This window comes from Microcoleus sp. D3_18a_C4 (assembly GCF_036702415.1).
Taxonomy (GTDB): Bacteria; Cyanobacteriota; Cyanobacteriia; order Cyanobacteriales; family Microcoleaceae; genus Microcoleus.
Genome location: NZ_JAUBTI010000024.1, coordinates 54,592 through 67,892, shown reverse-complemented (window position 1 = coordinate 67,892; position 13,301 = coordinate 54,592). Strand labels below are relative to the sequence as shown.

The following is a 13,301-nucleotide window of genomic DNA, read 5'->3' as shown; positions in this document are numbered from 1 at the left end:
ATGCCCTACCCTACTTAACAAATCAAGAAATTGTTTGTTGTTACTGGTTTAAGGATGCGTTGATCCTTTAGCTGTTTTAAGAGTTTTCGCCGCTCTGCGTCCCCCGGTTTATACCTAAAAGTGTGTCTTAACTGTTTCACGATGGTAAAGGAGTTTAACCTTGACTATTTTAGTATACTACAAATACCAGCAATTCCTGATTTTTAGGAAGGGATTTAAGAAATTAAAGCCGCCCTAGAAGGACGGGTTTTAAACCCAATTTCCTGATAAGTATTGACAGGTATCCGGCGGCTGTGGTATGTCACATCAGCTTGCTGGTGGCAGCGCGGGAGTGCGAAAACTGGTGTGCGAAAACTGGTGTGCGATCGAACTTCTCACCCACTTTGCTTTGAGTCTGAGATAAACACTCGCAAACACCGGGGAATTACTTAGCGGGAAAACCTGACTGTTTAAGAGTTTTCACGTAGTAAATAGAAAAGCAAACACTTGACCGGATATGCTCCGTTAAGCAAACTTGCCACGAAAAGTCACAGATAAGGTTATATCCTGTGGAAAAACAAGCCACTATTAATTACAGTTCTGGACGCACTCCTACAAAGAAACCGGGTTTTTTACCTAATTTACGGTGTGTAACAAAGTATTTCGTAAAAAAAAACCGTTTCTGGGCCCCCAGGCTAAAATTTTACACCCTAGTTCAAGCTCTCAGATTCATCTGTGGAGTCAATCTAAAATCTCAAATCTAAAATCGACTGACAGCGATGGAAAGTAGCCGCAGATGTTGAATGTATAGTAGTACCAAAGTTTAGTTTATATCAGGAGGATACCATGAGGAAAATCACGGCGCGACAAACAATAAGTGCCATAGTAGCACTGCCGATCGTACTAATAGCCAATACAACTCAAGCTTTGGCCGCTGATACCGATCAGAAAATAGATCCAATTAAGAAAGTTTCGGATTTTGGCGATGAGCTAGATTTTGATATTGGGCCACCAACAACAATCAGCATTGAAGAAAGCGAGGATTGGGATGAACCTGATTTTGCAGCTACTTTAGATATGGAGATTAGTAAATTTATGACAAAAAATCCTCAAGCTGTAATTGATGAGCCGCCGCCGATAGTTTATCTCAGTGCGGCCAGGGGCCAGTCAACCCGGGAATGCCGGATTTCTGGGATATGCGAATAACTGAATCGGATTTGTGCGATTTGGGCGATGGCTGGGACTCCCGCAAACAAAGACTCATTTGCTGGGTAGAATTAAAGCAATTATCAAGATTTCAGTAAAATTCGGTTGATTTTGCTGGGAATATGCGAATAACAGAGTATGTATTTTTTGGGTATGCTTTAATTGCGATCGGCTAACATAATAAGTATGCAGGCTGAAATAAACTTAACTAATTGATAGTTCCCAGTGATGGGAAATCGCCCAAAAGGGCAGAAATAAAATTAATCATGTGATTGTCCGCTGTGATTGGCTAACGTAAAAACGGGTAAAAGTAAACTTAGTTAGAGCAACCGCCAAAAAGGTTAGGACGTTCTTAATTCCACTTTCCCCCTGCGGTCTATTCCTGCCATCCGTTACATCCGTTACATCCGTTAAAAAATCCGTTGCCGAACTTCCATCCGTTACATCCGTTACATCCGTTAAAAAATCCGTTGCCGAACTTCCATCCGTTACATCCGTTACATCCGTTAAAAAATCCGTTGCCGAACTTCCTTTTTTCGGCATTTGACAGCATCTATCCTGAGAAACTTTTTCAAATATTAATTATGATTAATTCGCACTGCCAGCAAGACACCGCAGCACAGCAAAACAAAAGTTCGCTGCAAACTCTCTCCCGCGCTCTGAGAATGTCTCAGGGGCAATTTTCGCTGATTTTGGTACGGTGCAATTACAGCGCTATGCGAGAAAAAATTGTACGGCAATTGCGGGAGGAGTCTGATATCGAGATTCGAGAAATTGTCCTCCCGCCATCTGTTAAAACTCTTTACACGACGATAGAAACCAAACTTTCCTGCACCCATCCCGCAGCTTTAATGGTGTTGGGCTTGGAATCGGTAAGTGCGATCGATCGACTGCTGACTTCTACCAACTACGTGAGGGAAGAATTTCGGAATAATTTTCCCTTTCCGGTGGTGCTGTGGGTGACAGACAAAATCTTAAAAAAACTGATTCGGTTAGTAACAGATATCGAAACTTGGACGACAAGTGTTGAATTTGTAATTGGCCCCGACGACTTGGTGGATTTCCTGGGCAAAAGTGCCGATCGCATTTTTTCCAACATTTTAGAAAGTGGCAATTGGCGTTTAACTAATTCTGCCATTCTCGGAGCCAATTCTTTGAGTGAACTCGAGTCGGCTAGCCAAGACTTGCAAACTTGCAACATCAGGTTAGAACCAGCTATTGAAGCGAGTTTGCAATTTATTCGCGGTAGGCACGAATATGCTTGTCACCGCATCCCTGCGGCTATTGAATTTTATCAAAAAAGTCTCAGTTTTTGGAAGCATCAAGTAGCATTTATTGGGCAAAAGACCGAATTTAGCGATTTGTTATTTACCGTTCACCCTGCACCCGTGTTAGAGGGAATTATTCTATTCCACATCGGTCTTTGCTACCGCTTCCAAGCAGAAAAACACCGCAGCGGCAACCGTCCTTACTGGACGGAAGCTAAGAATTATTTTCAGGAATCTATTGATGTTTTAGAACGAGCGGGGCGGCCGGATGCCGTTGGTATATTCATCAATCAACTTGGCGAAGTATTGCAGCATTTAGAAGATTGGGATGCACTCTGGAATTTAGCTATCAAAGCTCGGAGGTTACATGAAAATATGGAAAATTCAGCAGTTAATTTGGCTCAAGATTACGGCTTTTTGGCTAGAGTAGCCTTAGAGCAAAAGAACTGGCAAGGGGCGAAAGAATGGGCTTTAATCGCTCTAGGCGTTCTCAACTCAAATTTAGAAGCGACGGGACAGGGAACCCCTGTAAAGTCGCAGCATCTAGGCTTGTATCTGTTAATTTTAGCAGAGGCGCAGAGTCAGTTGGGCGAGATCCAGGAGGCGATCGCGCATTTAGAGCTTGCTCGCTCGGAAACCGAAGCGTGCTACAACCCGCAACTGTATTTGCGGGTTTTAGAAATGCTGCGATCGCTCTATTTTCAGCGGGGAGAATATCTCGAAGCATTTCAAATTAAGCAAGATTATCGAGCGGTGGAACACACGTATCGGTTCCGAGCTTTTATTGGAGCAGGAAAGTTGCAGCCGCACAGAGAAGCGGTTAATTCCGTCGCCGAAACTGTTGCCGACGCGGCTACTATTGCTGACGAAATTACTGCTTCCGGCAGAGAACAAGACCTCAACCGCTTGATATATAGGATGAACAATACCCCAGACAAACTGACAGTAATTTACGGTCAGTCTGGAGTTGGCAAAAGTTCAATTGTCACGGGAGGATTAGTACCAGCTCTCAAACAAAAAAAAATAGAAAGGCGGACTGTCTTGCCGGTAGTGCTGCAAGTTTACAACAACTGGCCGCGGGAATTGACCAGACAGTTATCTGCTGGAAAAGCTGAAATATTCGAGCCGGAAATTTCCGACGCAGTACCGGAAACTGCTCCGGTAGATTTTCCAGTAGAAGCAGGCGCAGTCAAGGAAAATATTATTTCGGGATTTAACGACGACTTGGCTGGGAATAATGAGGAGAGAAGGGAGCAGTCACAGCCAGTAGAATTAATTATACAACAACAGGCGATCGAATACGAAAACATTATCAAGGAGCTGCAAAGAAATTCCGAACATTTAGTGACTGTTCTGATATTCGATCAATTTGAAGAATTCTTTTTCGTGTGGAAGGAACCCGCCCAAAGGCAGAGATTTTTTGATTTTTTGCGGGAATGCTTGAAAATCAAATATTTAAAAGTCGTCCTGTGTTTGCGGGAAGATTACCTGCACTATTTGCTGGAATTTTCCCGACCCAAAAACCCGACAGGATTCGTTAACAATGATATTTTGGAGGACATTCTCAGCAAAAACATTCTGTTTTATTTGGGAAATTTTTCGCTGCTTGATGCGCGATCGGTAATTCGCACTTTAACTGAGCGAGCGCAGTTTTACTTAGAACCGGAGCTGATCGAAGAATTAGTCAATGATTTAGCCGGAGAATTGGGAGAAGTCCGCCCGATCGAACTACAACTTGTCGGCGCTCAACTGCAACAAGAGGACATTAGAACTTTAGCTCAATATCAGGAACTAGGCAACAATCCGCAACAAAAATTAGTCGAAAGGTTTCTCGAAGAAGTCATCAAAGATTGCGGGCCGGAAAATGAAGTGGCGGCGCGCCGAGTTTTGTATTTGCTGACAGATGAAGATGAAATACGTCCCCTAAAAACCCGCGCCGAATTAGCTTCTAATTTAGCGACATTTGCCGAAGCTGACAAATTAGATTTAGTCTTAGAACTGTTAGTAAACTCTGGTTTAGTTTTTCGGTGGACGGAACTGCCTGCTGAGCTTTACCAGCTCGTTCACGACTATTTAGTTACCTTCATCCGCCAGCAGCAGGCATTAGATAAAAAGGCAGAATTTGAGGAACTGCGAAAGCAAAACCAAATTAACCGAGATGAAATTGAGCAAATTCGCAAAGACAGAGAGCGAGATGCTTTGCTGTCGGAAGCTAGAGACAAACAGCGCCAAGCTAGAGACAAACAGCACGAAGCGGAAGCTCAACTTTACCAATCTCGGAGATGGCAATTGCGGGCGGCGGTTCTAGGAGTGCTTGTACTTGCAGGTGTTTCGGGGATGGCATTCAAGCAAGCAAAATTAGCAGAAAGCGCACGGCAAGAAGCAGAAACAAGTCGCACTGATGCCCTAAATTCGGCGTCGGAAGCTTTGGTGCTTTCTAATGAAAAAAATCAATTAGGAGTGTTGAGAAATAGTATCAAAATTGGTCGTGATTCTCTGAAAAGTACAGCGCTGCCTGTGGACACTAAAAATCTAATTGCTGAAAGACTCAGACAAGCAGTTTCCGGGGTGCAAGAACGCAACCGTTTCGAGCAGCACAGCAAGTTTGTTTTGGATGTGAGTGTCAGTCCCGACGGCAATTCAGTGGCTTCGGCAAGTGCTGACAAAACTGTTAAATTGTGGAGCAAAGAAGGTAAGTTATTAAAAACTTTCAATCACCCGGATAGCGTGACGAGTGTTAGTTTTAGTCCCGATGGGAAAACGATCGCTACTGGTTGTGCCGATCGCACAATTAGAATTTGGCAAGTAGATAACGACAAAAGTGCCATTCCCTACGGGATAGCTCCGCTTCACGGCATTTTATCCGGCCACGGCGATATCGTCACCAGCGTCAGTTTCAGTCCCGACGGCAAAACCCTAGCTTCCGCCAGTCACGACAACACCGTCAAAATCTGGAACCTTGCGAACAAAAAATTGCTGCAAACCTTAACCGGACACAAAGACTGGGTACTCGGCGTCAGTTTCAGTCCCGACGGCCAAACAATTGCCTCAGCAAGTGTTGACAAAACTGTCAAACTTTGGAACCGAGAAACTAAAACCCAGAAATTTACAATTAATCCCAAAACATTAACCAAACATTCTGACATTGTTTACAGCATTAAGTTCAGTCCAAACAGTCGAGAACTCGTCTCAGCAAGTGCCGACACCACAGCCAAAATTTGGAACCGAAACGGTGAGGAAATCAGAACTCTCAAAGGACACAACGATGAAGTTGTCAGCGCCAGTTTCAGTCGCGACGGCAAACAAATTGTCACCGGCAGTGCAGACGATACGGTAAAAATTTGGAGTCGCAGCGGCACTTTGCTCAACACTTTTCGAGGACATCAAGACGACGTGAGGGCCGTAAGTTTCAGCGGGGACGGCACTATTGCTTCCGCAAGTAAGGACAAAATAGTAAAAATTTGGAAACCGGACAGCACTCCGCTGAATAAGATTTTATCGGGACACGGAGACTGGGTTTACAAAGTCAGTTTTAGTGCTGACAGCAAAACAATTGCCTCTGCTAGCGGCGACAAAACCGTGAGACTTTGGCGGGCTGACGGCAGTTTATTCAAAACCTTAGAAGGTCACAAGGATTCTGTTACCTGGGTTAGCATTTCGCCTGATGATAAAACTGTTGCTTCGGCCAGCGATGACAAAACAGTGAAAGTCTGGAGTTTAAACGGCAAACTGTTAGATACTCTCAGCCACAGTGGCATTGTTAAAAGCGTGAGTTTTAGTCCAGACGGAAAGATAATTGCCGCCGCTAGTGCCGATCGCAAATTGTACCTCTGGCGCTGGAACGGTTCTAAAGCAACTTTGTTGGCCAAACTCGATCACAGCAATCCAGTAATTAGCGTTAGCTTCAGTCCCGACGGCAAAACTATTGCTACTGCTACCGCTGCTGAGGACAAGGCAAGCGGGAAGAAAAAGGCTTTTGAAATTACGGGAGAAAAGAGAGTTTACCTGTGGCAATTTAACGGTTCGTCGGCGAAAATTATGAAAACTCTCGACCACGAGGACAGGGTTAAAAATGTGAGTTTTAGTCCCGACGGCAAGACTATTGCTGCTGCTTGCGGTGACAAAAAAGTTTACTTGTGGGAGTTTGATGGAAAGGTGGCGAATTTAACTGAAAAACTCGACCACAGCGATACTGTAGAAAGCGTGAGTTTTAGTCCCGACGGCAAATTTATTGCGGCGGCGAGTGGGGGAAATACTGTTAAGCTGTGGGATTTTGGCGGCAAAAAGGCTATTCTATCTAAGACTTTGGAATCGAGCGATCGCGTGTTGAGCGTTACTTTTAGTTCGGACAGCAAAACTCTGGCTTTTGCTAGCAGGGATAGAAGTGTAATTTTGTGGCCTGTGGAGAATTTGCAACTGAATAATATCATTGCTCGGAGTTGCGAATGGTTGGGAGATTATTTGCAGAATGACCCGAATGTTGCTGAGGGCGATCGACTGCTTTGTCTTGGATTTGGGAAGCAGGCATTAAATAAGGGGAAGCGGTGAAATTGACAGCGGTAAGTTGCGGGCCGCACACTCTACATAATTATATTTTGCTAACTCTCATCAACATAATTTTATGGAAAAATTCTGTATATGTCTCGGCGGTGCGCTACTCGCTGACAAATTAAAGTTTTTGTCGGTGCATCAACTGTGAGTCCAATACGGTAGTCACCAACACGAATTTTATATTTAGGAATGAGAATTAAATAACTTCCACAAGTTTGTGGGATGGGCGTCCCGCCCGTCCAAAAAGGACGGGCGGGACGCCCATCCCACAATAACAATTAAAATTGTAAGTTATTTAATTCGCGATCCCTATCTGGATAACCTTTCATTTTTTCCAGATATCCTAATGCAAAGGGATTGTCGGATTCTAAGAATTGAAAAACTATAGGTTCTATCCTACTTCTAATTTCAGCAGGTAAAGCAGCTAGTTCTTTGAGGAACCGATTTGTATATTCAACTTGCCACATTATTTTGTTTGATTGAGTTATAATACTTTAGTGCTTGTTCTTTTGATAATCTCTCATCACCTTCAGTTTCTTCTATAAGTTTAGCCAGACCATAGTTTTCCAAAATCTCCTCGATTTTCTCAAATTGTTCAAGGGGGATTTGAACAGCAATCGGCTGCTGATTTTCGTCGATTACATAACTTTTATGTAGTTCTAGCATTTTGTAGTGTTTATATTTGAGTATATGAATTATTATAATACATTTTTTTTGTCAAGAGGCGATCGCGTCTGCCTGTCGAGTTGCTCAAGCGATCGGTTAAACAAATCTATCTACTGGCTAATTGTGTTGGCAGTAAAATTGCGCTAAAATTAGACTTACAAGCTTAACCTTTTTGGCAATTCCCCACCGAATTAACCAGCAATCAAAACCCGAGGTAAACCGCATGGATGTCAACTCCCAAAATGTCCAACCAGTCCCGCCATTCAACGAGACAAACGAGGAAACACCAGAGATAGGTGGCGGTTTACCCGTAATTGAATATTGGGCAGAACATACATTGTCCCCGGAAGGGCCGAAACTTTGGAAAACTTTGCTGCACAAAAGTGCTTGTTTGTCCTGTTCTTGGGGCACTGGCGGGCAGAAAGGAGGCTTTACGAATGAAGATGGCGAAAAACTTCAGCGCTGCATGAAAAGCGTCGAAGCAATCTCCGCTGAAATTAAGCCGGCTATCTCAACTCAATTTTTTGAACAGCAGAGTATTGCACAACTTCAGCAATTAACTTCAATGGAAGCCGATAGGCTGGGAAGGCTGAGTTTTCCGATGATTTTGCGGGCGGGTTCATCTCATTACGATCGCATTTCTTGGCAAGAAGTTTATCAAATTGCCGAAGCTGCCTTTCGCAAAACCCCCGAACGAGTGGCATCTTACAGTTCCGGTCGCTCTTCCAACGAAGCGGCTTTTCTGCTGCAATTGATGATGCGGGCGATGGGTTCCAATAACTTAGCAGATTGTTCCGATCTCTGCCACGCTCCCTCGACAATCGGGTTAAGCGAAATGTTTGCCACCCGCACCTCGGTAGTGAGTCTAGAAAACTTGAAGGAAGCAGATTGCGTCGTGCTCGCGGGCAGCAATTCTTCCTACAACCATCCCCGCTTGATGAACGAATTGATTAAAATTCGCGACAAAGGCGGTAAAATAATTGTAATCAATCCGGTGATGGAAATCGGCTTAGTCAAGTTTGGTTCTCCCGCATTTCCCGTCAAGTCGCTCATCCCCGGTTCCGATATTTCGTCGCTATACTTGCAACCAATTCCGGGCAGCGATACGGCGCTATTTGTGGGAATTCAAAAATCGCTAATCGAACAAGGTTTGCTGAACGAAAGCTATTTGCAAGCTCATACAGAAAGCTGGGAAGCAGTAGTACAGCACGCCCGCGAAACCGATTGGGAAACTATTACTAAAACCTGCGGAGTTTCCCAAGCCGAAATTGAGGCAGCAGCCCGAATTATTGGCGCGTCCCAGCGAGTAGTTTTTGGTTGGGCGATGGGAATTACCCAACAGGATAACGGTGTAGATAACGTTTTCAGCATTGCCAATACTGCCTTAATGACAGGAAATGTCGGCAAAGAAGGGGCGGGATTAATGCCCGTGAGAGGACACTCAAACGTCCAAGGATTCGGCTCTATGGGCGTCACTGTGAAGCTGAAAAAAGAAATTCAACAAGCTTTAGAAAAGTTATTGAATCGTCCCCTCAGTCCTGTTAAAGGCTACGACACTCGATCGCTCATTGAAGCAGCAGAGGCAGGCAAAGTCGATACGCTGATATGTCTGGGCGGCAACTTGTATGGGGCAAATCCAGATTCAAATCAGGCCAAACAGGCTTTAAGCAATGTTGAAACCGTTATCTACCTCGCAACCAAACCGAATTTAGGGCATTTTCACGGATTGGCAAAGCACAATACAATTGTGATTCCGGTGCTGAATCGCTTTGAAAACCCTCACAAAACAACCGTGGAATCTGGGAATAACTTTGTGCGTTTAAATGATGAGGGCGAAACTCATCTCCAGAATTCGGATTTGATTCCTGAAGTTTATTTTTTGACGGAATTAGCCAGCCGGATTCACGGCGATTTTCCTGTTGATTGGCGCCAACTTCAAGACACAAAATACGTTCGCCAATTGATTGCTAAAACTATTCCGGGCTATGAAAAAATAGCTACAATTGATGAAACACAAGAGGAATTTACCATCAGCGGTCGCATTTTTACAGAACCTAAATTCCCTACCGAGTCGGGGAAAGCGCAGATGTTTGTCACGCCTTTACCTAAGCTGAAATTACCGGAAGCGAAAGAGTTTGGAGTATCGGAATCAAGACAGGGTATTGTTGTGGCCTTGATGACGGGACGCAGCTATTCTCAGCATAATACTGTGGTTTACAAAATTGATGACAAGTACCGGGGAATGCCGCACCGCAACTGCATTTTGATGAATCGTGCGGATGCAGAAAGTGTGGGTTTTCAAGAACATCAGCGGGTTACGGTGCAGGGAAATGTGGGGAAAATGGAAAATGTCGAGGTGATTTACGGGGCGGTTCGTGAGGGTGCTGCTTTGATGTTTTATCCTGAAGTTAATGTGATTTTTCACCCGGAGATTGAAAAGCGATCGGGCACGCCTGCTTACAAGCGCGTACCTGCTTTTGTTTATGCACAAGCGTAATCAGAGTGGAAACGGCATTACCGTGTCCTCCGTTTCTATCACTTTAAACAACTAAAAAATCAGATTCCCCGATCGAACTTACCGCTATTCCCGGTAATAGCGCCAAGACTTGTCCGGTGCTGCCGATCCGAATTTCAGTATCGTTGCCTGAAGGTACGATCGACAGTTGCTCGAATGTCAAACCATCAACTAACACTAACCAATCCACACCAGGAGCAAAATCAACAATCGTATCCGTACCCCCATCCGGCTGCAACACAATGTCATCGAAACCGACACCGGTGATAATAGTATCGTTTGCCCGACCGCCCTGCAGCCAATCCCCCCCGCCCCCGCCAGTTAACAGATCCATGCCTTTGTCGCCGTAAATATAGTCACCGCCTTCGCCACCGTCCAAAGTATCGCTTTGCCGCCCCCCACTAATCGTGTCGATCCCCGCACTGCCTAGAATACTGTTAGCTAATTCATTTCCAAGTACCTGGTCATTTCCGGCCGAACCTACCAGATTTTCGATATCCGCGCCAAAAGCAATGTACGTGCCAAAAGTTTCAGTTGTATAAACCCGATCGAGATCGGCACCTGGTGGCAACTGCGAAGGTTCTAAATAGTAGCCCAGATATCCCAGAGCGCTCTTTGTCGTCAGCGGCTTACCCTGATTCATGTCCAAAGAATAAACGTTGTTGGCAGGCAGTGCCGAAAAGTCCAAAGTATCACTGCCACCGCCGTCCCAGATAGTTTGAACCGTATTGAAATTAGTGCTGTCGAATTTGTAAACATTATTGTCACCGTTAAAGTCGCTGCGTGCGCCGTAAAGATACTGCAAAGCCCGGATGTCATAAGCCATCAAACTCCGGGGATTTTCGGCGTTGGGATCGTTAAATCTTCTATATGCGGCGTTGTAGGACATGATCGTATTTCTCGTATTGTCCTTGTCAAACGGAAGATACGGAAGGTCTGCGGAGTTTCCTGTTAAGCCGCTGCTGGAGCCGTTGTAGTTGCCGGGGTGCTTCAAACCCATCGCGTGAGCGATTTCGTGAATTAAAGTAAAGTGGCCGTAACTGCCGGGGCCTGCGGAAAAAGCTGTTTCCGGATCGTTTTCATTGAGCTTTTGGAGGTGGATGGCGACCGCGCCCAACTGACCCGGATAACCACTGTAGGCATAGCCGTCAGCACCCGGCCCGTCAGAAAACATAATTCTGATGTTGCTTTGGGCCGAGTCTGGAACTTCTACAAAGTTGAGCGGCAAGACTGTGGCATAATTGTCCCGCAAGATTTGGCGGACATTCTGTTTGATGCGATCGTTAACTTCCTCAATATTGGTTTCGTTTCTAGATGCAAAATAACTGGCCGCGCTGTCAGCAGTCACAAAACTGTAGGTGATGGTGCCGCCGGGAGCGACGTTCCATTTGGCTGGCTGTCCGGGGTTTGCTCTACTTCTTGTCAGCAGAGCATCGATCTCGTTAGAGTTGCTGAAGGCGGAAGCTTGAGCGGCCGATCGTTCGGCGCCCGAATCTGAGGTTTGAGCGCGACTGCTACAGATCGGGCAGCTATGTTGTGAAGCACCTTGCAACAAATCTGAATTGTTATTACTTAAATCACTCAGAGTGTAAACAGACATGAGGTTCCTTCCAATTGGAGGCAAGAGGATGTTGATTAATATTATTAAATAAGCAGCTCTTAAAGTCAACTCATAAAATTCATAACCTTGACTTCATAAAAATCATATTTATCAATAAATGTTACCAACAAACGATCGGTTGTCACGAATGATTTGAGCTTGGTGTTCTTAACTCTTAATTTGCAAAGCTCTACCCCGCCAAGTCCATCCCCAACCAGTTTCGGTTTTAATCGCAGAGGCGATCGCAATCGCCGCCACTAACGCACCTCCGAAACCTCCCAACCACCAGTATTTTGTAGGACATTCAGAAATCTCGGCACTCAAGCGGCGCAAAGTGTAATGCTGCCCAATTACGATTACGGATAAACAGATAGTTAACCAGGTAATTGGCAATTGGTAATTGGTAATTGGTAATTGGTAATTGCTGATTGTCAGAATTTCTGCGAAGTCCCCGTTTGCCAGCAAAATAGCTAATGCCAACCACGGCATAGGATAAAGAAATAACATAATTGCGGCCATGTAAACCATCATGCCCCAACTGCGGTTAGCGCCGAGATACAAATTCTTTGTCCAGCCTTCCCACAATGCGTTCCAAGACCGATACATCCGCACGGATGCCAAATTTGACCCGGAATAAAGTCCGAGCTTTAAACCCGCACGTTTGATGCGTCTAGCTAATTCCACATCTTCCACAATTTCGCTTGCAACGGCCTGGTGACCTCCAATTTTTTCGTAGCCCGATCGCCTAAATAACATGAACGGGCCGGCGGCAAAAGCACTGTCTGTTTTCGAGGGATCGTTGACGGCGGTGAAGTCGAAGCAAACTGCTAAGTTATTGAACATTATCGGCTGCACTAACCACTCGGCAAAACACTCACAAACCAGCGCTGGCATACAGGTGAACAAGTCTATTTTCTCGGTTTCTGCTGTGGCGATAGCGTTTTGGATCGCCCCTGGTTTGAGTCGCACGTCGGCATCGATAAATAATAAGAAGTCTCCGGTTGCTACCTCAACAGCTTGGGCGCAGGCCCAGTTTTTTCCCGCCCAATATTGGTTGGTTGGTCGCGGCTGACCTGCTAATATTTTAAGCCGGGGGTCGTTGAGATGCTGTTGCAGGGTTTGCCCGATCGCCTTGGTGCCGTCTGTCGATCGATCGTCTACAATTAAAACCTCTAAGTTGTCCACACACAGCGGTGTACTCTCCAAAATGGCGATCGCGCAATCCCGAATATTCTCTGCCTCGTTGTATGCTGGTACGATTACCGAAACTTTAGGGAACTGTGGGGCGGACTCTGGTGAGGGCCTGGCGGAACTTCTGTCGGTTCGAGGCGCATTTTTGACCGATCGGCGCAAATTCTTAGTGTAAGCTCTACTTACAATCAGAGAAAAAATTAGCAGGGTTAACAATATCAAAGCGAACTGACCTCAAAATTTCGGTACAGGATTTGTCTCCCTAAATATTAAAAAATATTAAAACAAAAAGCTAGTCGATCGCCCGAAAAGTTATTTTGACCGA

Annotated in this window: 7 protein-coding genes; 3 read left to right on the top strand and 4 right to left on the bottom strand. The window is 45.2% G+C overall.

Annotated elements, in window-relative coordinates; translation table 11 throughout:
• Positions 1 to 825 precede the first annotated feature (825 nt).
• Positions 826 to 1,185, top strand: coding sequence for a hypothetical protein (locus QUB16_RS13705; protein ID WP_333316776.1), 360 nt, complete (start codon positions 826 to 828; stop codon positions 1,183 to 1,185).
• A 264-nt stretch (positions 1,186 to 1,449) separates the two neighbouring features.
• On the opposite strand, the gene QUB16_RS13700 is transcribed toward QUB16_RS13705, so the two are convergent.
• Positions 1,450 to 1,728 carry a hypothetical protein gene (locus tag QUB16_RS13700; protein ID WP_333316774.1) on the bottom strand — a complete coding sequence of 93 codons (279 nt, stop codon included), beginning with the start codon at positions 1,726 to 1,728 and terminating at the stop codon, positions 1,450 to 1,452.
• 41 nt (positions 1,729 to 1,769) lie between these two features.
• Between QUB16_RS13700 and QUB16_RS13695 the strand changes: the two genes are divergently transcribed.
• The gene (locus QUB16_RS13695; protein ID WP_333316773.1) at positions 1,770 to 7,001 is read left to right on the top strand and encodes an nSTAND1 domain-containing NTPase; all 5,232 of its coding nucleotides are present in this window, start codon (positions 1,770 to 1,772) and stop codon (positions 6,999 to 7,001) included.
• 456 nt (positions 7,002 to 7,457) lie between these two features.
• Here QUB16_RS13695 and QUB16_RS13690 read toward each other — a convergent pair whose 3' ends face one another.
• Positions 7,458 to 7,670 (bottom strand): hypothetical protein, encoded by a 213-nt coding sequence (locus QUB16_RS13690; protein ID WP_333052595.1) that lies wholly within the window; start codon positions 7,668 to 7,670, stop codon positions 7,458 to 7,460.
• 223 nt (positions 7,671 to 7,893) lie between these two features.
• On the opposite strand from QUB16_RS13690, the gene QUB16_RS13685 reads away from it, so the two are divergent.
• Complete coding sequence (locus QUB16_RS13685; protein WP_333316771.1) at positions 7,894 to 10,167, top strand: FdhF/YdeP family oxidoreductase; 2,274 nt, start codon at positions 7,894 to 7,896, stop codon at positions 10,165 to 10,167.
• A gap of 43 nt (positions 10,168 to 10,210) precedes the next feature.
• Here the strand turns inward: QUB16_RS13685 and QUB16_RS13680 are convergent, their stop codons facing one another.
• Both QUB16_RS13680 and QUB16_RS13675 read right to left on the bottom strand, forming a co-directional pair.
• The gene (locus tag QUB16_RS13680) at positions 10,211 to 11,785 is read right to left on the bottom strand and encodes a M10 family metallopeptidase (RefSeq protein ID WP_333316770.1); all 1,575 of its coding nucleotides are present in this window, start codon (positions 11,783 to 11,785) and stop codon (positions 10,211 to 10,213) included.
• A gap of 168 nt (positions 11,786 to 11,953) precedes the next feature.
• Positions 11,954 to 13,198, bottom strand: coding sequence for a glycosyltransferase family 2 protein (locus QUB16_RS13675; RefSeq protein ID WP_333316768.1), 1,245 nt, complete (start codon positions 13,196 to 13,198; stop codon positions 11,954 to 11,956).
• Between the last annotated feature and the right edge of the window lie 103 nt (positions 13,199 to 13,301).

Coding starts and splice junctions, on each gene's coding strand:
- QUB16_RS13705 (WP_333316776.1), top strand. CDS start 826: ATGAGGAAAATCACGGCGCGACAAACAATAAGTGCCATAGTAGCACTG.
- QUB16_RS13700 (WP_333316774.1), bottom strand. CDS start 1,728: ATGCCGAAAAAAGGAAGTTCGGCAACGGATTTTTTAACGGATGTAACG.
- QUB16_RS13695 (WP_333316773.1), top strand. CDS start 1,770: ATGATTAATTCGCACTGCCAGCAAGACACCGCAGCACAGCAAAACAAA.
- QUB16_RS13690 (WP_333052595.1), bottom strand. CDS start 7,670: ATGCTAGAACTACATAAAAGTTATGTAATCGACGAAAATCAGCAGCCG.
- QUB16_RS13685 (WP_333316771.1), top strand. CDS start 7,894: ATGGATGTCAACTCCCAAAATGTCCAACCAGTCCCGCCATTCAACGAG.
- QUB16_RS13680 (WP_333316770.1), bottom strand. CDS start 11,785: ATGTCTGTTTACACTCTGAGTGATTTAAGTAATAACAATTCAGATTTG.